This is a genomic window from Inquilinus sp. CA228 (assembly GCF_052078665.1).
Classification (GTDB): Bacteria; Pseudomonadota; Alphaproteobacteria; order DSM-16000; family Inquilinaceae; genus Inquilinus.
This window is the reverse complement of record NZ_JBQJIK010000088.1, coordinates 1-17706: the sequence shown is the minus strand read 5'-3', so window position 1 is coordinate 17706 and position 17706 is coordinate 1. Positions and strand designations below refer to the sequence as shown.

Sequence of the window (17706 nt, the reverse complement as noted above, 5' to 3'; positions counted from 1 at the left end):
GTCACCTCGCGATGACAGGAAGGCCTCAATCCTGCAGCGCCAGCAGCAGGCTCGAGGTGTCGACCCGGCCGCCGGCCTTGGCCTGGACCGCCGAGTAGAACTGGTCGACCAGCGCCGTCACCGGCAGCCGGGCGCCGTTGTGCCTGGCTTCCTGGAAGCAGATGCCGAGGTCCTTGCGCATCCAGTCGATGGCGAAGCCGAAGTCGAACTTGTTCTGCAGCATGGTGCGGCCGCGATTCTCCATCTGCCAGCTCTGCGCCGCGCCCTTGGAGATGACGTCGAGCACCAGATTGCCGTCGAGCCCGGCCTTCTGGGCGAAGTTCAGCCCCTCGGCCAGGGCCTGGACCAGCCCGGCGATGCAGATCTGGTTGACCATCTTGGTCAGCTGGCCGGCGCCGGCCGGGCCTATCAGGGTGCAGGCCCGGGCGTAGCCGTCGATCACCGGCTTGGCCACGGCGAAGACCGGCTCGCGCCCGCCGCACATCACCGTCAGCACGCCGTTCTCGGCCCCGGCCTGGCCACCGGAGACCGGCGCGTCGATGAAGCCGAAGCCGAGCTTGTCGGCCTCCGCCTCCAGCTCGCGGGCGATGTCGGCCGAGGCCGTCGTGTGGTCGACCAGAATGGCGCTGCCGGACATGCCGGCGAAGGCTCCGTCCGGCCCCTGGACCACGGAGCGGATGTCGTCGTCGTTGCCGACGCACATGAACACGATGGCGGCGTCCTTCGCCGCCTCGGCCGGGGTCGGCGCCCACTGGCCGCCATGACGCTCCGCCCAAGCTTCGGCCTTTGCCGCGGTGCGGTTGAACACGGTGACCTCGTGCCCCGCCTTGACCAGATGCCCCGCCATCGGCGCGCCCATGACGCCCATGCCCAGGAATGCGACCTTCATCGTCCTCGCCCCTACCGCCATGCGTTGGAGACGACACAGTGCACCAACCGCCGCCTTTGATTCCAGCCTCCGGCGCGCGTATCTGATGCCCATCATGACGAACGCCGCCTCCCTCGCCCGCCGCCTCGCCGGCGACCACCTGGTCATCGCCAGCCACAACAAGGGCAAGATCCCCGAGATCGCCGCCCTGCTGCAGGGCCGCGTGCCGCGCCTGACCTCGGCCGCCGAGCATGGCGTGCCGGAGCCGGAGGAGACCGGCGACAGCTACATCGCCAATGCCGAGCTGAAGGCCCGCTTCGTCGCCGCGGCCACCGGCCTGCCGTCGCTGGCCGACGACAGCGGCGTTTCCGTCTCCGGCCTCGGCGGCGATCCCGGCATCTATTCCGCCCGCTGGGCCGAGACGCCGGATGGAAGCGGCCGCGACTTCGCCCATGCCATGGAGCAGGTGCGGCTGAAGCTGGGCGACATCCCGGACCGCAGCGCCCGCTTCGTCTGCGCCCTGTCGCTGTGCTGGCCGGACGGCCATTGCGAGACGGTCGAGGGCGAGATCCGCGGCCAGCTGGTCTGGCCCGCCCGCGGGACCAAGGGCTTCGGCTACGACCCGATCTTCGTGCCGGACGGCCACGACCGGACCTTTGGCGAGATGGACTCGGCCGAAAAGCACGCCATAAGCCACCGCGCCGACGCCTTCGCCAAGCTGGTGGCGCGCTGCTTCGAGGGCGGATGACCGCCCCGGGCTTCGCGCTCTATGTCCATTGGCCGTTCTGCCGGTCGAAATGCCCGTATTGCGACTTCAACTCGCATGTCCGCGAGCAGGTCGAGCATGAGCGCTGGCGCCGGGCGTTGCTGGCCGAGCTGGACCATTTCGCCGACCTGACGCCGGGCCGGACCCTGACCTCGATCTTCTTCGGCGGCGGCACCCCGTCGCTGATGCAGCCGGCCACGGTGGCTGCGGTGATCGACCGCGCGGCCGAGCGCTGGGGCCTGGCGCCCGACATCGAGATCACGCTGGAGGCAAACCCGACCTCGGTCGAATCGCATCTCTTCGCCGGCTTCCGCGCCGCCGGGGTGAACCGGGTGTCGCTCGGCGTCCAGGCGCTGGACGAGGCGTCGCTGCGCTTCCTCGGCCGCAACCATTCGGCCGAGGAGGCGCTGGCCGCCGTCGGCCTGGCCGCCCGGCATTTCGACCGCTTCTCCTTCGACCTGATCTACGCCCGGCCGGGCCAGACCGTGGCCGGCTGGACGGCGGAGCTGCGCCGGGCGCTGGACCACGCCGTCGGCCACATCTCGGCCTATCAGCTGACGATCGAGCAGGGCACCCGCTTCCACACCCTGTATTCCCGCGGCGAGCTGGTGCTGCCGGACGAGGACACCCAGGCCGCGCTGTACGAAGCCACGGCCGAGGTGCTGGGCGCCGCCGGCCTGCCCGGCTACGAGATCTCGAACCACGCCCGGCCGGGCGAGGAATCGCGCCACAACCTGACCTATTGGCGCTATGGCGACTATGTCGGCGTCGGACCCGGCGCGCATGGGCGGCTGACGCTGAACGACGGCAAATGGGGCACCCGCACCCACCGGGCGCCGGAGGTGTGGCTGGAGCGGGTCGAGGCTGCCGGCCATGCCGAGCATGGGCGCGAGGCGGTGCCGCCCGAGGCCCGGCGCGACGAGATGCTGATGATGGGGCTGCGCCTCGCCGAGGGCGTGCCGAAATCCCGCATCGCCGACGAATCCGGCCTGCCCTTCGACCGGGCGATTGACCGCCGCCGGCTGGACCGGCTGGTCGCCGGCGGCTTCCTGGCCGAGGATTTGGACCGCCTGACCGCCACCCCAGCCGGCCGCCAGCGCCTGGACGCGGTGCTGGCGGCGCTGCTGGGGTGATATGATGTAAGGATGAAGCCTAGGCTGGAGCTCTGCCTCTGGAAGCGGCATCTGGCCAAATTGGTCGAGACCGGACAGTTCGTGGAGATAGAAGGCAATGGCGAAGAAGTATCGGAGTGATGCCCTCGCGGCCATCCACGAGACCCTGGAGGCGTTGCACGGGGTCGGCGCGATCGACAAGCAGACGATGCGCGAGTTCGACGCATCCTGCCTGACACCCGTGCGTACCCCAGCCCCAGCCGTCATTGCTGCGAGGAGGCGAAGCCGACGAAGCAATCCATGAGCCGGTGCCGCTGGATCGCTTCGCTATGCTCGCGATGACGATCTCTTCGTCGACTCGCCTGCTTCAGCCCTGCTTCGTCACCGTGAAGTGGGTGGCGCGAGGCGAGCCGGCCTGTTCGGTGCAGGCATAGCCCAGGGCGGCAAGGTCGATTCCGGCGAACAGGCTCTCTCCGCTGCCCAGCAGAAGGGGCGACACGGCGATGTGCATATCGTCGATCAGGCGCTTGCGCAGATACTGGTGAACGGTGGCGACGCCGCCGCCGACCCGCACATCCTTGCCGCCCGCGGCCTCGCGCGCCTGGCGCAGCGCGGAGTCGATGCCGTCGGTGACGAAGTGGAAGGTGGTGCCGCCCTTCATCTCGATCGACGGGCGGGCGTGGTGGGTCAGGACGAAGACCGGCACGTGGTAGGGCGGGGTGTCGCCCCACCAGCCCTTCCAGTTGTCGTCCGGCCAGGGGCCGCGGACCGGCCCGAACATGTTCCGGCCCAGGATCCAGGCACCGACATTCTCGAAGCTGCGGCTGGCGAAGTCCTCATCAAGGCCGGTCTCCCCGCCTTCCTTCCCGGTCATGGCCCGGAAGGTCGGGGTGGGGATGAACCATTCATGCAGCGCCTCGCCGCCCTTGCCGAGCGGGTTTTCGAGGCTCTGCTCCGGCCCTGCGCCGTAGCCGTCCAGGGAGATGGAGAAGGCGCGGACGACGAGCTTGGACATGGCGGCGTTCCTCCGGATGATGTTGCTTTCCGATTTCATATAGCAACTGGTTATGTATTGCAATCAGTTTTGACGCGTACTGTCCCCGCCCCATCGCGCGAGCTATCCTTTCGGCCGAACTCACCTGGGAGGCAGCGTCATGGCGTCGGTCCGGTACATCGTCCACGACGTCGACCAGGCGGTCGCGTTCTATAGGGACAGCCTGGGATTCCGGCTGCAGCAGCAGTTCGGGCCGGCCATGGCGATCCTCGAGCGGGACGGGCTGACCCTGTGGGTCGCCGGCCCCGGCGCCTCGGCCAGCCGGCCGATGCCGGACGGCCGCAAACCCGAGCCCGGCGGCTGGAACCGATTCGTGCTGCAGGTCGACGATCTGGAGGCCCTGGTGGCCGATCTGCGCGGGCGCGGCGTCCGGTTCCGCAACGACATCGTCACCGGCCCCGGCGGCCGGCAGATCCTGTGCGAGGACCCCTCCGGCAACGTGGTCGAGCTGTTCCAGCCGGCTTGAGCAGACGCTCCGACCGGGTGGACACCCGCCCCTGGGCGCGGCATGGTCGCGCTCTGTTCCCGTCCGGAGGCCCGCCCCATGTCGACCACGCCGAAGACCTATTATCTGATCGACGGCTCGGGCTACATCTTCCGGGCCTTCCACGCGCTGCCGATGATGATGCGCAAGTCGGACGGCATGCCGGTGAACGCCGTCTACGGCTTCACCAACATGCTGATCCGCCTGCTGGCCGACCTCGACGCCGACCATCTGGCGGTGATCTACGACGCGTCGGAGCGCGGCTTCCGCAACGAGATCTACCCGGCCTACAAGGCGCAGCGGCCCGACCCGCCGGAGGAGCTGATCCCGCAGTTCCCGCTGATCCGCGCCACCAGCGAGGCCTTCAACCTGCCAGGCATCGAGGTCGATGGCTTCGAGGCCGACGACATCATCGCCACCTACGCCCGGATGGCGAAGGAGGAAGGCTCCCGCGTCGTCATCGTCTCCTCCGACAAGGACATGATGCAGCTGGTCGGCGACGGCGTGACCATGCTGGACCCGCTCAAGAACAAGCCGATCGACGCCGCCGAGGTGATGGAGAAGTTCGGCGTGCTGCCGGACAAGGTGGTCGACGTGCAGTCCCTGGCCGGCGACAGCGTCGACAACGTGCCGGGCGTGCCCGGCATCGGCATCAAGACCGCGGCCCAGCTGATCACCGAATATGGCGACCTGGACACGCTGCTGGCGCGGGCCGGCGAGATCAAGCAGCCGAAACGGCGCGAATCCCTGATCCAGTACGCCGAGCAGGCGCGGATCAGCCGCCAGCTGGTGACGCTGCGCACCGACGCGCCGGTGCCGGTCGGGCTGGAGGGCATCGTGGCGCGGCCGCCGGACCGGTCGAAGCTGGTGCGGTTCCTGGAGGAGATGGAGTTCCGCTCGACCATCACCCGGGTCGAGGCCGCCTTCGACAAGCTGGGCACCACCGGCGCTGACGAGCCGGACCTGAGCGCGCCGGGCAAGCCGGAGGCGATCGCCCAGGACTACCAGCTGGTGCAGGATGCGGCGGCGCTGCAGCGCTGGGCCGATGCGGCGGTCGAGGCCGGGGTGCTGGCGATCGACACCGAGACCAACTCGCTGGACGCCGAGGCGGCCATGCTGTGCGGCATCTCCCTAGCCACGGCGCCGGGCCGCGCCTGCTACATCCCGGTCGCCCATGTGCCGCCGGACGGCGACGGGCTGAACTTCGGCGGCACGACGCTGCAGCAGATCCCGCTGGCCGAGATCCGCCGCATCCTGGGGCCGGTGCTGGTCGACCCGTCGGTGCTGAAGATCGGCCATAACCTCAAGTATGACGCCCATGTGCTGGGCCGGCCCGATGTCGGCCTGCCGATCACGCCGTGGGACGACACCATGCTGATCTCCTACGTGCTCGACGGCGGGGCGCATGGCCACGGCATGGACGAGCTGTCGGAGCTGCACCTGCAGCACCGCACCATCCCCTATTCCGCGGTCTGCGGCACCGGCAAGACCGCCATCACCTTCGACAAGGTGCCGCTGGACAAGGCGCTGGCCTATGCCGCCGAGGACGCCGACATCACCCTGCGGCTGCACATGCTGCTGAAGCCGCGGCTGGTGGGCGAGCGGATGACGACGGTCTACGAGACCATCGAGCGGCCGCTGGTCGGCGTCATCTCCGACATGGAGATGGCCGGGATCAAGGTCGACCGCGCCGCTTTGGCCCGGCTGTCGATGGAGTTCGCCGAGCGCATGGCGGCGCTGGAGGCGGAGATCCATCTCTCCGCAAAGGGGCCGTTCAACGTCGGCAGCCCGAAGCAGCTGGGCGAGGTGCTGTTCGAGCGGCTGGGCCTGGCCGGCGGCAAGAAGAGCAGCAAGACCGGCGCGTACTCGACCGATTCGAGCGTGCTGGAGATGCTGGCGGCGCAGGGCCACGGCATCGCCACCCAGATCCTGGAATGGCGCCAGTTGGCCAAGCTGAAGGGCACCTACACCGACGCGCTGCAGGCCCAGATCAACGAGAAGAGCCAGCGGGTCCACACCTCGTTCTCGCTGGCCGCGACCAACACCGGCCGGCTGTCGTCGAACGAGCCGAACCTGCAGAACATCCCGATCCGCACCGAGGAGGGGCGCAAGATCCGCTATGCCTTCGTGGCGGAGGACGGGCACAAGCTGATCTCGGTCGACTACAGCCAGATCGAGCTGCGGCTGGTGGCGCAGATCGCCGATGTGGCGCTGCTGAAGCAGGCCTTCCTCGGCGGCACCGACATCCACGCCATGACCGCGAGCCAGGTGTTCAACGTGCCGCTGGCCGAGATGACGCCGGATGTGCGGCGCAAGGCCAAGGCGATCAATTTCGGCATCATCTACGGCATCTCCGGCTTCGGCCTGGCGGCGCAGCTGGGCATCCCGCAGGGCGAGGCCACCGCCTTCATCCGCGCCTATCTCGACCGGCTGCCGGAGCTGAAGGCCTGGATGGACGAGACCAAGCGCATCGCCCGCGAGCGCGGCTGGGTCGAGACCCTGTTCGGCCGCAAATGCCACGTGCCGGGGATCAAGGACCCCAACCCGGCGCGCCGCGCCTTCGCCGAGCGCCAGGCGATCAACGCGCCGATCCAGGGCACCGCGGCCGACATCATCAAGCGCGCCATGGGCCGGCTGCCGCACGCCCTGGCGGCGGAAGGCCTGAAGGCCCGGATGCTGCTGCAGGTGCATGACGAGCTGCTGTTCGAGGCGCCGGAGGCGGAGGCGCAGCGCACCGCCGAGCTGGCGCAGCAGGTGATGCAGTCCGCCGCGACGCTGGAGGTGCCGCTGATCGCCGAGGCCGGCATCGGGCGCAGCTGGGCCGAGGCACACTGAGGAGCGGGAGCATGGCCGAGACCATCGACTTCGCCGGCAAGGCGGTGTTCGTCGCCGGCGGCACAAGCGGCATCAACCTCGGCATCGCGCTGGGCTTCGCCCGGGCCGGCGCCCGGGTGGCGGTGATGAGCCGCAGCCCCGAGAAGGTCGCGGCCGCGGTGGCGCGGCTGCGCGAGGCCGGGGCCGAGGCCATGGGCATGGCCGCCGATGTGCGCGACTACGCCGCCACCGAGGCCGCGCTGAAGGCCGCGCACGATGCGTATGGTGACTTCGACGTGCTGGTCTCCGGCGCGGCGGGGAACTTCCCCGCCCCGGCGCTGGGCATGTCGGCGAACGGCTTCAAGTCGGTGGTCGACATCGACCTGCTGGGCAGCTTCCACGTGCTGCGCGCGGCGCACCCCTTCCTGCGCAAGCCGGGCGCGTCGGTGATCAACATCTCGGCCCCGCAGGCCGCGGCGCCGATGGCGATGCAGGCCCATGTCTGCGCCGCCAAGGCCGGCGTCGACATGCTGACCCGGGTGCTGGCGATGGAATGGGGCCGCGACGGCATCCGCATCAACTCGGTGATCCCCGGCCCGATCGACGAGACCGAGGGCATGGCCCGGCTGGCGCCGACGCCGCAGGCCCGCGCCCTGGTCCAGCGCAGCGTGCCGCTGGGCCGGATGGGCGTGGCCGAGGACATCGCCGCCGCCTGCCGCCTGCTGTCCTCGCCGCTCGCCGCCTTCATCACCGGCGCGGTGCTGCCGGTCGACGGCGGCTGGTCGCTGGGCGGTGCCGCCGCCTCGATGGGCACGATCGCCGAGGCGGCGATGGCCGCCAAGCCGAAGGGATAGGAGGCCGCCCATGACCATCGAGGTCTATCTCGCCTACATCGCCGCCTGCATCCTGGTCGCGATCATCCCCGGGCCGTCGGTGACTCTGATCGTCGCCAACAGCCTGACCCACGGCACCCGCGCCGGGCTGCTGAACATCCTCGGCGGGCAGATCGGGCTGGTCCTGATGCTCGGCGTGCTGATCGTCGGCCTGGCTGCGGTGGTGGAGGCGATGGGCCACTGGTTCGACTGGCTGCGCCTGGCCGGTGCCGCGTATCTGGTCTGGATCGGCTGGAAGCTGCTGCGCACGCCGGACACGCTGGCCGAGCCCGGCAGCCTGCGCCCGCCGCGCGGCGGCTTCGTGCTGCAGGGCCTGCTGGTGGCGCTGAGCAACCCGAAGATGCTGCTGTTCTTCGGCGCCTTCATCCCCCAGTTCGTGCAGCCCGGCGGCGACCAGTCGAGCCAGGTGCTGCTGCTGGGCGCCACCGCCCTGGTCGTCGCCGCGCTGTCCGACGGCATGTACGCCCTGCTGACCGGGCGGGCCGGCACCATGCTGTCGCGCCGCCACGTGCGGCTGGTGTCGCGCACCAGCGGCGTGTGCCTGATCGGCGGCGGCGTCTGGCTGGCGCTGGCGCGGGCGAAGTAGCGGCTCACGGCGCCTCCGCGATCAGGCAGGCGGCCTGCTGGCCGGCGCCGAGATCGACGGGCGGCGGGTCCTCGACGGCGCAGCGGTCGAAGGCGAGCGGGCAGCGGGTGCGGAAGCGGCAGCCGGAGGGCGGCCGGCGCGGGCTGGGCGGGTCGCCCTGCAGCAGCATGCGCTGCGCCCCCGGCACCGGGTGCAGCCGCGGCACGGCCGACAGAAGCGCCCGCGTGTAGGGATGGCCGGGTTGGGACCAGACCCGCCCGGTCGGGCCGCTCTCGACGATGCGGCCGAGATGCATCACCGCCACCCGGTCGGCGACGTGGCGCACCACCGCCAGGTCGTGGCTGATGAAGAGATAGGCGAGGCCGAGCTCGGCCCCCAGTTCCGCCAGCAGGTCCAGCACCTGGGCCCGGACCGAGACGTCGAGCGCCGAGACCGGCTCGTCGCAGATCACCAGAAGCGGCCGCGGCGCCAAAGCGCGGGCGATGGCGACGCGCTGGCGCTGGCCGCCGGACAGCTCATGCGGGTAGCGGTCGGCGAGAGCCTGGCCGAGCCCGACGCGGTCGAGCAGCCAGGCGACGCGGTCGCGCCGCTCGGCCCGGCCGATTCCGGCGACGCGCAGCGGATCCTCCACCGCCGTGCCGATCGTGTCGCGCGGGTTGAGCGAGGCGACCGGGTCCTGGAACACCAGCTGGATCTGCGCCCGCAGCGGCCCGAGGGCGCGACCCTGGCGGCGGGTGACGTCCTGCCCGGCAAAGCGGATGGTACCGGCATCGGGGTCGGCCAGCCGGGCGGCGAGCCGGCCGAGGGTGGACTTGCCCGAGCCGGATTCGCCGACCAGGCCGAGCACCTCGCCCGGCGCCACCGTCAGCGACACGCCGTCGACCGCCTGGACGGCATCGGGCGCGCGGCCGAAGCGCTTCACGACATGGTCGAGGACGAGGAGGGGTTCGGTCATGAGGCGGTCGTCCACCGCGGCGCGTCATCGACGGAGAGCGTCGCGGCCAGCAGCTCTCGCGTATAGCCGTGCTGCGGATCGTCCAGCACCTGGCGCGCCGGGCCGGTCTCGACGACGCGGCCGGCGCGCATCACCGCCACACGGTCGGCCAGCTCGGCCACCACGCCGAAATCATGGGTGACCAGCAGCAGCGCCATGCCGCGGCGGTCGCGCAAGCGGCGGAACAGGTCGAGGATCTGGGCCTGGACGGTGACGTCGAGCGCCGTCGTCGGCTCGTCGGCGATCAGCACCTCGGGATCGGCGGCCAGCGCCATGGCGATCATCGCCCGCTGCCGCATGCCGCCCGACAGCTCGTGCGGATAGGCGCCGGCCCGGGCGGCGGGGTCGGCGATGCCGACCTCGGCCAGCAGCTCCACCGCCCGCGCCGCCCGGCCGCGGCCCAGGCCATGCGCCGCCAGCACCTCGCGCATCTGCGCGCCCACGGTCAGCACCGGGTTGAGGCTACTGATCGGCTCCTGGAACACCATGCCGATGCGGCCGCCGCGGATCGGGCGCAGCGCCGGCTCCGGCAGGCCCAGCAACTCCGCCCCCGCGAGACGGATCGAGCCGGCGACGCGGACGCCGGGCGGCAACAGGCCGAGCGGCGCCAGCGCCACGGTCGACTTGCCGGAGCCGGATTCGCCGACCAGGGCCAGCGTCTCTCCCGCCGCGAGGTCGAGGTCGACACCGTCGACCGCGCGCACCGCCCCGGCTTCGCCGAGATAGTCGACGGTCAGGCCGCGGATCGAAAGCAGCGGGCTCATCGCCGCCTCCGCCGCGGGTCGAGCGCGGCGGTCAGCGCCTCGCCGAGCAGGCTGACCGACAGCACGGCGACGACGATCGCCACCCCGGGGATGGCCGAGAGATACCAGGCGCTGCGCAGCACGGCGCGGCCGTCGGCGATCATGCTGCCCCAGCTGACCCGGTTCGGGTCGCCGAGGCCGAGGAAGGCGAGCGCCGATTCGATCAGGATGGCGCTGGCGGTGATCACGGTGGCCAGCACCAGCACCGGCGCCAGCGCGTTGGGCAGCAGCTTGGCGAAGGCGATCTCGGCCCAGCCCATGCCCATGCAGCGATAGGCGTCGACGAAGTCGCGCCGCGCCAGGGCCATGATTTCGGCCCGCACCACCCGGGCCGGGCTGGTCCAGGCGCCGAGGCCGATGGCGAGGACGACGTTGCCGAGCGACGGGCCCAGCACCAGGATCAGCGCCAGGGCCAGGACGAAGCTGGGCACGGTCTGCACCGCCTCGGTCAGCCGCATCAGCGCCTCGTCCACCCAGCCGCCGAGGAAGCCGGCGGTGGTGCCGACCAACAGGCCGATGCCGACCGCCATCGCCGCCGCCGCGGCGCCGACCAGCAGCGAGACGCGGGCGCCGTGGAACAGTTCGGCCAGCACGTCGCGGCCGAGCCGGTCGGTGCCCAGCCAATGCGCCGGGTCCTGGAACGGCGGCAGCTGCGCCGGGCCGGCGATCGCCATCGGGTCGCCCGGGAAGATCCAGCCGGCGGTCAGCGCCATGCCCAGCACCAGCACCAGCCCGGCCAAGCCGAGCCGGCCGGCGCGGTCGGCCAGGAAGCGGCGCAGCACACGCATCAGCGCGGCCCCCGCAGCCGCGGGTCGAGCCTGGCGTAGAGCAGGTCGACGGCGAGGTTGACCAGGATCACCATCACCGCGCTGGCCAGGATGATGCCGAGCAGCAGGTTCAGGTCGCGCTTCGTCACCGCCTCATAGGCCAGGCGGCCGAGGCCGGGGATGGCGAAGACGCTCTCGATCACCACGCTGCCGCCCAGCAGCATGCCGAAATGGATGCCGAACACCGTGACCATGGGCAGCAGCGCGTTGCGCACCACATGGCGCCAGGTGATGCGGCCCGGCGCCAGGCCCTTGGCCCGGGCGGTGCGGACGAAGTCGCTGCCCGCCACCTCCAGCATGCCGGCGCGCATCAGCCGCAGGTAGACCGCGACATACATCAGCGACAGCGCCACGGTGGGCAGCACCAGGTGGCGGGCGACGTCGGCCACATAGGCCCAGCCGGTGTCGAAGCTGGGCACGGTGGCGATGCCGGCCAGCGGCAGCCAGCGTAGCTTCACGGCAAAGGCGACGATCAGCATCAGCCCGATCCAGAAGCCGGGCATGGCGTAGAGCAGCAGGCCGAAGCCGGTGACCAGCGTGTCGAGCCAGCCACGGCCCTTGAGGTGGCTTTGCGCCGCGGCGACGCCGAGCAGGGTGCCGGTCGAGAGCGCCAGGGACAGGGCGGCGGCCATCAGGAGGGCGGTGTTGCCCGCCCGCTCCAGCACCAGGCCGAGGACCGGGCGGGAGAAGCCGACCGACCAGCCGAGGTCGAGCCGGACAACATGGGACAGGTAGAGGCCGAGCTGCACCGGCCAGGGCTGGTCGAGGCCGTATTCGGCGCGCAGCCGGGCGATCAGCCCGGGGTCGCCGCCGCCCATCTCGACCACCAGCGCGTCGACGGCGTCGCCCGGCGCCAGCCGCAGCAGCAGGAAGGCCAGGCAGACGACGATCAGCAGCACCGGCACCGCCTGGACCAGGCGCCGGGCGAGGAGCGACTTCATCGGGCGGCTCCGGGATCCGCGGGAGCGGCAGCTTAGCGCGGCGAGTCCGGGAATTCACCGGCGTCGGCGCCGCGTTGCGTCCGCCTTTCCCGGCGGCTAGAGCTTGGCGAGGATCTCGGCCTTCTTGGCGTCGAACTCGCCATCGGTGAGAATGCCGGCGTCGCGCAGGGCGCCCAGCCGCTTGAGATGCTCCATCGGCCCGTCCGGCGGCGCCGGCGGCGCGGGATCGGCCCGGCGCAGCGCGTCCAGCCGGGCGCACAGCGCGTCGACCAGGTCGCGCCGCTCGAAGGTGTTGAACACCAGCGGATCGGGCGGGCCGAGCAGCCTGATCACGTGATGGCCCAGGATGGAGCGGGCCTCGACCGCGGTGATCCGGTTGACCGGCACCGCCTCCAGCGTCTCGCCCCACAGCCCCTTGCGGTAGAGGCAGACGCGCTCGCTGGTGAGGATCAGCATGCCGTTGCGCTGGCTGTTCTCCAGGAACAGCTCGATCGTCTCGTCCGGCCGGAGATGGCGCCAGCGGAACTCGGTGACGTGTTTGGGCTCCTTATGTTTCACGGAAAACCCCCAGGAAAATACTGCAGCGCAATATCAGGGGACAATATGCCGGATGAGGACGGGAATGAGAAGCTGGGCGGCGGCCTTTGCACTAATTTTATTTGCATTTGGCAGGGTGGAGGGCGGGGCCGGATCGCCGCGGCGGGCTTTTGCGCAACAAACGGTCGAGGTCTGCGGAGTGCTGCTTTTGTGTGCCTCTCCCGCTTGCGGGAGAGGTCGGGCTCGCGCAGCGAGACCGGGTGAGGGCGGCTCCCGGCTTCGACAAAACCCCCTCACCCGGAGGCGCAAGCGCCTCCGACCTCTCCCGTAAACGGGAGAGGCAAAAACACTTATTTTTCAGCGTCGTAGGTTGGGTTCGCGGCTAGCGAACCCAGCAGAGGCGCGACGGCGAGGTGTTGGGTTCGCCATGCGAACCCAACCTACGCGGTCGAGCCACACAACCCTCAACTGCTGTCCGGTTTCGACGGCTCGGGCATGGGCCGGCCCATGTCGGACTCGTCCGGCTCAGCAGACCAGTCGTCCGCAGTCTCGCGATCGGCGGCCTCGGCGGGTTCCGCCGTCGGGGCCTTCGCCTCGAAGATGTCGTCCCAGCTCTGAGGCAGCCGGATCGGGTCCGGCGGGTAGCCGATCTTGCGGCACACCTCCTGCACGAACTCCGCCGCCGACAGCGTGTCCAGCTGCGCGTCGAGAATCTCGTCCTCAACCAACGTCTCCCACGCCAGCGACCGCATGCGCTCGGCGTCCAGGCCCTCCTCGGGCTTCGCCGCCGCCTCGGCCACCATTCCGGCCGCACGCTCCCGCCGCTGCCGGCGGCGCTGCTCCTCACCCGACTCCGTACGCTCTTCCCTGCGCTTCATGAAGCCGGTGCGGATCCGCTCGGTCAGGGCGATCGACAGCCGCACCGAGCGCGACAGCCGCGCCTGGATCAGGCCGAAATCGGTCGGCGCCTTCGGGTCCAGATGGGCCCTTTCCTGCTGCCGCTCGGTCAGCCGCTTGCAGCGCATGTCGATCTCGGCCGCCTGGCGCAGCGTGTGCAGCGCCCAGCCCGTCCAGTTCATGTCGGGATCGGTCGGCCGGATCGGTTCGGATTGCGCCTCGTCCATAGAACATATCATGAACGAAGTGCGCAGCCGGCGCAACTGAACATTTCGTTTCCGCAACGTGACCGCCGACCCGCGACCGGGCGGGCGGCGGTCACGCCGGAGCCGTCGCCCTCAGCTCTCCACCTGCTTCGGCGGCCTGGCGATGGCGATCGAGAGGGTCTCGGGCTTGCCGTTGCGCAGCACCTCGACCGGGACGGTGGTGCCGGACGCGGTCTCCGCGACCAGCCGCGGCAGATCCTTCGACTGCGCGACCGGCTTGCCGTCGAACGACACGATGACATCGCCCTGATGCAGGCCGGCCTTCAGCGCCGGGCTGTTCCTCTGCACCTCGGCGACGAGGGCGCCGCGGGCGGTGTCGAGGCCGGCCGCCTCGGCCAGCTCCGGCGTCAGCGCCTGGATCTGCACGCCGAGCCAGCCGCGCTGGACGCTGCCATGCTCGCGGATCTGGGCGATCACCGACTTGGCCAGGTTGGACGGAATGGCGAAGCCGATGCCGACCGAGCCGCCCGAGGGCGAGTAGATCTCGCTGTTGATGCCGATGACCTTGCCGCCGGCGTCGAAGCTGGGGCCGCCGGAGTTGCCGGGGTTGATCGGCGCGTCGATCTGCAGGAAGTCTTCCAGCGGGTTGGAGTTCACGTCGCGGCCGACGGCCGAGACGATGCCGGCGGTCACGGTGCCGCCGAGGCCGTAGGGGTTGCCGACCGCCATCACCCAGTCGCCGACCTGGGCGGCGTCGCTGTCGCCCCATTCGACCGCGGTCAGCGGCTTGTCGGCCTTGACCTTGATCAAGGCGAGATCGGTCTTCGGGTCGGTGCCGACCACCTTCGCCGGCAGCACGGTGCCGTCATTGAGGGTGACCGAGATCTCGTCGGCGTCCTTCACCACATGGTTGTTGGTGACGATGTAGCCGGCCGGATCGATGATGAAGCCGGAGCCTGCGCCATGGATCGCCTGGCCGCCCCGCCCGCCACGCGGCCCGCCGCTCCGGGGCTCGCCGCCACGCGGCCCGCCGTCGCTGTCCGCGATCCGGGTCGGCCCCTGATGGCCGGTGATCGAGACATTGACGACGCCCGGCATCACCTGATGCACCAGCCCGGCAAAGGAGCCGGATGCTGTCGCGACGAGGGAGGCCGGGACGAGGGAGGCCGGCACCACGGGGGCGGCCGGCGGCTGGCTCTCCGCCACGGCCGGGGGACCAAAGACCAGGACCGCCCCGACCGGCAGGCCGATCAGGGCCGTGCCGACCAGCAGCGCCGCCGTCATCCGGCGCAGGCCGAAGCGCCTGTTCCCGCCGTCGGACTCGAAGGGGGTCTTCATCTCCAACTCCACCAGTCTCGGATCGCCGACAGCATGGCGCGGCGTGTACCGGTGAAGATGTGATCGAGAGGCTTAATTTGCTCTGGCGGGGGAATTACATCGGCGCAATCCATCCCTTGGCGCTTCTGGACTGCCCCCGGAACGAAATGGAAGAGCCGGGGCGACGCGGACGAATCGTGCCGGCCGCACATCACCGGACGCTGGCAGATGTGATATGAGTCGCTGTGAATTGGCTGACTGGCCGGAGCAGCGGCGCCCTCGCTCTCGTCACGCGAGGGGCAAAAGCCCGCGAAAACGCACTGCCGCCGTCAGTGGCTCGAGGGTCCCATGTTCGCAGGCGTGATGCATTTCGTTGTTGTATTCGCCATCATCATCGCCATCAGAAGTTTGGCGATCTACCTCTTCAACAAGAGACACACGGGCATAGAAAGAACTTATCCACTCTGCGCCGCCCTGCGAACGCGGTACGTCTCCATCGTTATAACCTGGGTCGGCGCTTTCTTTTGCGCCATCTTCTTCCTGCAACTGATTGCAGGAGGACAGCTATATTATCAATATCTCCTTGGAGCGGCCGGAATTGCAGGCGGATGGCTCGGCCGGACGTTCAGCACCCACTGGATCGCGTGGGAGAGGCGGCGCCTGGAGTGAGCCGCTCCCCGCGATCGGGTCCCCGCCGGCCCGCCCGCCGTGTCCCGCCGCCGGTCGGTGCGCGGCGGGCGGTCGACCGCCCAGGCGGCATCGGCGCCGAAGGGGTGGTCGATGAAGAAGTACCAGGTGCCGTCCTCGCCCCTGTGGTGCACCTCCATGCCGTGATGGTGGACCTCGACCGGCTGGCCGTCCCGGCCCCGGCCGGTGATCCGCCATTGCGAGCGCGTCATCGCGAAATCGCCGGCGACGGTGACGTGGTGGGTGACGACATCCATATGCGGCCGGAGGTCGATATAGGCGGCCATGGTCGCCCGGATCGCGTCGGCGCCACGCGCGATCGTGGTGCCGCCATGGACATCGTCGACCTGCACGATCGAGGCCTCGGGATGGTAGAGGGCGGCCGCCGCCTCGACATCCTGCGCGTTGAAGGCGCGCGCCAGCCACAGATTGGAAAGATCGGGAGAGGGAGCGCCCATGGTTTGGGTTCCTTCGGTGTCCGGGGATGGACCCGAGATGGGATGCGCTTGCGGAGCCGGGGAGGTCGCGGTTTTGCACCCGCAATGTGCGGAGACGCACAGGCAGGCGCCGGGCGTCATATGCACTGTCATCGTCTTCCGATATCGACCGACCTCGTATGTTTGGATGACGACACTTCAGGCTCGGACGGTTGAAATGGTTGGCGGGTGCTCTTGGCGATATTCCGCTTCAGATCACCTTTGTGCAGGGCTTCTGGAGGAGATGGTGTCATGGACACGCACCTGTCGTCCGTTTGCTCGATATTCCAGCGGCAGATCGAAGCCACGAAGAGGGAAATCGAGCGCAAGCGAAATCGCATGCAGCGTATTGCAACTCTGATTGCGGAAATGAGCTCGAATCCAAATCCAGACACCGCCGCCATAAACAACCTTCAAGAAGAAAAGAAGCTAATCGAGATTGAGCTGGAGAACGACGGCAACGCACTCGCTGTTCTAGAGGAAGAATTTACGATGCATTGTTAGCTTAATATATTTTCATTATTGTTTATATTTCTATTTTGATTACTATTCATATTTCCCGATTGAATCCTGAGCCGATCTTCGGATCGGCTCCTTTTCTTGTGTTTCAAATCTGCACTGCCAGTGCAATGCCGTCGTGCGGCGCGCGCCCTATCCTTCGCCCGAGGCGAAGCAGGCGGCGACCTCGATCTCGATCATCAGGCCCGGCGCGAAGAGCCGCTTCACCTCGACGGTGGTGGAGGCCGGGAACAGGCCGTCGCCATAGACGCTCTTGCGATAGGCCAGCGCGGGCATGAGGCCGTCCATGTCGGTCACGACCATGGTCTCGCGGACGACATGGCCGAAGCCGAGCGGGAAATGCGCCAGCGTCTCGCCGATCCGCCGGTAGATGTTGCGCATCTGGGCCGGAAGATCCCCCGGATCGAGCGCGTTGAACTCGGCGTCGAGGCTGGCGGTGCCGGCGACATAGATGGTGTCGCCGGCACGCACGGCCTGCGAGTAGCCCAAGGTCTTCTGAGTCGCTTCCCAGGCATGGTACAGGTCGGTTCTCTGGCTCATTCTCAAGCTCCCGCCGATGGCAAAGGCGCACAGCGCCCTGGCATCGCCAAGCAGGGCCGCTTGCGCCAGCGCCCGATCCTGGGCATCCCGGCTCCTGGCGCCCAATGCCTTTGGATAATGGCGCCAGACCTCGGGCGCATGGTCGTCGTGAAGGATCTTAGACCCGGCACCGATTGGGTGCTGTCATCGATAGCTCAATTTCGTTGCCAACTGATTTGGATCAGCTTATTGCGAGCCCTGAACCCAACAGGTAAGATCCTTAGAGTCTGTTTTGAAAATCAGGGATGAGTGTTTCGTCGGATGAGAATTCCGCCCATGGCGACGAGGATCATCGCGTGCGAGACGTCGATGCGCTTTTCGTAGTCGCGGACGAGGCGGCGCCATC

The 17706-nt window shown here is 69.4% G+C and carries 18 protein-coding genes and 1 pseudogene; 7 read left to right on the top strand and 12 right to left on the bottom strand.

Going from position 1 to position 17706, the window contains the following annotated elements:
* Positions 1-25: 25 nt before the first annotated feature.
* Positions 26-889, bottom strand: a complete 864-nt coding sequence (locus tag ACTOWL_RS31985; protein WP_441325340.1) for an NAD(P)-dependent oxidoreductase — start codon at positions 887-889, stop codon at positions 26-28.
* A gap of 94 nt (positions 890-983) precedes the next feature.
* Between ACTOWL_RS31985 and rdgB the strand changes: the two genes are divergently transcribed.
* Together rdgB and hemW are read left to right on the top strand one after the other, a co-directional pair.
* Positions 984-1616, top strand: coding sequence for an RdgB/HAM1 family non-canonical purine NTP pyrophosphatase (gene rdgB, locus ACTOWL_RS31980; protein ID WP_441325339.1), 633 nt, complete (start codon positions 984-986; stop codon positions 1614-1616).
* Positions 1613-2767: a radical SAM family heme chaperone HemW gene (gene hemW / locus ACTOWL_RS31975; RefSeq protein WP_441325338.1), complete on the top strand. Its 1155-nt coding sequence runs from the start codon at positions 1613-1615 to the stop codon at positions 2765-2767. Before rdgB ends, hemW begins: the two co-directional genes overlap by 4 nt.
* Before the next feature lie 346 nt (positions 2768-3113).
* Here hemW and ACTOWL_RS31970 read toward each other — a convergent pair whose 3' ends face one another.
* Positions 3114-3761: a dihydrofolate reductase family protein gene (locus ACTOWL_RS31970; RefSeq protein WP_441325337.1), complete on the bottom strand. Its 648-nt coding sequence runs from the start codon at positions 3759-3761 to the stop codon at positions 3114-3116.
* 139 nt (positions 3762-3900) lie between these two features.
* Between ACTOWL_RS31970 and ACTOWL_RS31965 the strand changes: the two genes are divergently transcribed.
* The 4 genes from ACTOWL_RS31965 to ACTOWL_RS31950 all read left to right on the top strand — a co-directional run bounded on the left by ACTOWL_RS31965 (position 3901) and on the right by ACTOWL_RS31950 (position 8577).
* Positions 3901-4266 carry a VOC family protein gene (locus ACTOWL_RS31965; RefSeq protein ID WP_441325336.1) on the top strand — a complete coding sequence of 122 codons (366 nt, stop codon included), beginning with the start codon at positions 3901-3903 and terminating at the stop codon, positions 4264-4266.
* Positions 4267-4344: 78 nt separating this feature from the next.
* Positions 4345-7119 carry a DNA polymerase I gene (gene polA, locus ACTOWL_RS31960; protein WP_441325335.1) on the top strand — a complete coding sequence of 925 codons (2775 nt, stop codon included), beginning with the start codon at positions 4345-4347 and terminating at the stop codon, positions 7117-7119.
* Between the two features lie 11 nt (positions 7120-7130).
* Positions 7131-7952: an SDR family oxidoreductase gene (locus tag ACTOWL_RS31955; protein WP_441325334.1), complete on the top strand. Its 822-nt coding sequence runs from the start codon at positions 7131-7133 to the stop codon at positions 7950-7952.
* Positions 7953-7962: 10 nt separating this feature from the next.
* A complete protein-coding gene (locus ACTOWL_RS31950; protein ID WP_441325333.1) occupies positions 7963-8577 on the top strand; it encodes a LysE family translocator in 615 nt (204 codons plus the stop codon).
* A 4-nt stretch (positions 8578-8581) separates the two neighbouring features.
* Here the strand turns inward: ACTOWL_RS31950 and ACTOWL_RS31945 are convergent, their stop codons facing one another.
* From ACTOWL_RS31945 to ACTOWL_RS31910, 8 genes are all read right to left on the bottom strand, one after another.
* On the bottom strand, positions 8582-9532 hold the full coding sequence (locus ACTOWL_RS31945) for an ABC transporter ATP-binding protein (RefSeq protein WP_441325332.1): 951 nt from the start codon (positions 9530-9532) through the stop codon (positions 8582-8584).
* Entirely contained in the window at positions 9529-10335 is an 807-nt protein-coding gene (locus ACTOWL_RS31940; RefSeq protein ID WP_441325331.1) for an ABC transporter ATP-binding protein, read from the bottom strand. The genes ACTOWL_RS31945 and ACTOWL_RS31940 overlap by 4 nt, the downstream gene beginning before the upstream one ends.
* Entirely contained in the window at positions 10332-11162 is an 831-nt protein-coding gene (locus ACTOWL_RS31935; RefSeq protein WP_441325330.1) for an ABC transporter permease, read from the bottom strand. The genes ACTOWL_RS31940 and ACTOWL_RS31935 overlap by 4 nt, the downstream gene beginning before the upstream one ends.
* Complete coding sequence (locus tag ACTOWL_RS31930; RefSeq protein ID WP_441325329.1) at positions 11162-12142, bottom strand: ABC transporter permease; 981 nt, start codon at positions 12140-12142, stop codon at positions 11162-11164. The genes ACTOWL_RS31935 and ACTOWL_RS31930 overlap by 1 nt, the downstream gene beginning before the upstream one ends.
* Positions 12143-12238: 96 nt before the next feature.
* Positions 12239-12700: an SHOCT domain-containing protein gene (locus ACTOWL_RS31925; protein ID WP_441325328.1), complete on the bottom strand. Its 462-nt coding sequence runs from the start codon at positions 12698-12700 to the stop codon at positions 12239-12241.
* 443 nt (positions 12701-13143) lie between these two features.
* The gene (locus tag ACTOWL_RS31920; RefSeq protein ID WP_441325327.1) at positions 13144-13839 is read right to left on the bottom strand and encodes a hypothetical protein; all 696 of its coding nucleotides are present in this window, start codon (positions 13837-13839) and stop codon (positions 13144-13146) included.
* Between the two features lie 75 nt (positions 13840-13914).
* Positions 13915-15120, bottom strand: a complete 1206-nt coding sequence (locus tag ACTOWL_RS31915) for a Do family serine endopeptidase (RefSeq protein WP_441325326.1) — start codon at positions 15118-15120, stop codon at positions 13915-13917.
* Between the two features lie 551 nt (positions 15121-15671).
* A complete protein-coding gene (locus tag ACTOWL_RS31910) occupies positions 15672-16244 on the bottom strand; it encodes a YybH family protein (RefSeq protein ID WP_441325325.1) in 573 nt (190 codons plus the stop codon).
* Between the two features lie 270 nt (positions 16245-16514).
* On the opposite strand from ACTOWL_RS31910, the gene ACTOWL_RS31905 reads away from it, so the two are divergent.
* Positions 16515-16766, top strand: coding sequence for a hypothetical protein (locus ACTOWL_RS31905; RefSeq protein WP_441325324.1), 252 nt, complete (start codon positions 16515-16517; stop codon positions 16764-16766).
* A gap of 147 nt (positions 16767-16913) precedes the next feature.
* Here the strand turns inward: ACTOWL_RS31905 and ACTOWL_RS31900 are convergent, their stop codons facing one another.
* A complete protein-coding gene (locus tag ACTOWL_RS31900) occupies positions 16914-17321 on the bottom strand; it encodes a RidA family protein (RefSeq protein ID WP_441325323.1) in 408 nt (135 codons plus the stop codon).
* Between the two features lie 278 nt (positions 17322-17599).
* Positions 17600-17706, bottom strand: a pseudogene (locus ACTOWL_RS31895) (IS5/IS1182 family transposase); the annotation flags it as partial.

Excerpts from the sequence above, each read along its gene's own strand:
- ACTOWL_RS31970 (WP_441325337.1), bottom strand. The coding sequence starts at position 3,761 with ATGTCCAAGCTCGTCGTCCGCGCCTTCTCCATCTCCCTGGACGGCTAC.
- ACTOWL_RS31950 (WP_441325333.1), top strand. The coding sequence starts at position 7,963 with ATGACCATCGAGGTCTATCTCGCCTACATCGCCGCCTGCATCCTGGTC.
- ACTOWL_RS31935 (WP_441325330.1), bottom strand. The coding sequence starts at position 11,162 with ATGCGTGTGCTGCGCCGCTTCCTGGCCGACCGCGCCGGCCGGCTCGGC.
- ACTOWL_RS31940 (WP_441325331.1), bottom strand. The coding sequence starts at position 10,335 with ATGAGCCCGCTGCTTTCGATCCGCGGCCTGACCGTCGACTATCTCGGC.
- polA (WP_441325335.1), top strand. The coding sequence starts at position 4,345 with ATGTCGACCACGCCGAAGACCTATTATCTGATCGACGGCTCGGGCTAC.
- ACTOWL_RS31930 (WP_441325329.1), bottom strand. The coding sequence starts at position 12,142 with ATGAAGTCGCTCCTCGCCCGGCGCCTGGTCCAGGCGGTGCCGGTGCTG.
- ACTOWL_RS31945 (WP_441325332.1), bottom strand. The coding sequence starts at position 9,532 with ATGACCGAACCCCTCCTCGTCCTCGACCATGTCGTGAAGCGCTTCGGC.
- ACTOWL_RS31915 (WP_441325326.1), bottom strand. The coding sequence starts at position 15,120 with ATGAAGACCCCCTTCGAGTCCGACGGCGGGAACAGGCGCTTCGGCCTG.
- ACTOWL_RS31985 (WP_441325340.1), bottom strand. The coding sequence starts at position 889 with ATGAAGGTCGCATTCCTGGGCATGGGCGTCATGGGCGCGCCGATGGCG.
- hemW (WP_441325338.1), top strand. The coding sequence starts at position 1,613 with ATGACCGCCCCGGGCTTCGCGCTCTATGTCCATTGGCCGTTCTGCCGG.
- ACTOWL_RS31910 (WP_441325325.1), bottom strand. The coding sequence starts at position 16,244 with ATGGGCGCTCCCTCTCCCGATCTTTCCAATCTGTGGCTGGCGCGCGCC.
- ACTOWL_RS31905 (WP_441325324.1), top strand. The coding sequence starts at position 16,515 with ATGGACACGCACCTGTCGTCCGTTTGCTCGATATTCCAGCGGCAGATC.
- rdgB (WP_441325339.1), top strand. The coding sequence starts at position 984 with ATGACGAACGCCGCCTCCCTCGCCCGCCGCCTCGCCGGCGACCACCTG.
- ACTOWL_RS31965 (WP_441325336.1), top strand. The coding sequence starts at position 3,901 with ATGGCGTCGGTCCGGTACATCGTCCACGACGTCGACCAGGCGGTCGCG.
- ACTOWL_RS31955 (WP_441325334.1), top strand. The coding sequence starts at position 7,131 with ATGGCCGAGACCATCGACTTCGCCGGCAAGGCGGTGTTCGTCGCCGGC.
- ACTOWL_RS31900 (WP_441325323.1), bottom strand. The coding sequence starts at position 17,321 with ATGAGCCAGAGAACCGACCTGTACCATGCCTGGGAAGCGACTCAGAAG.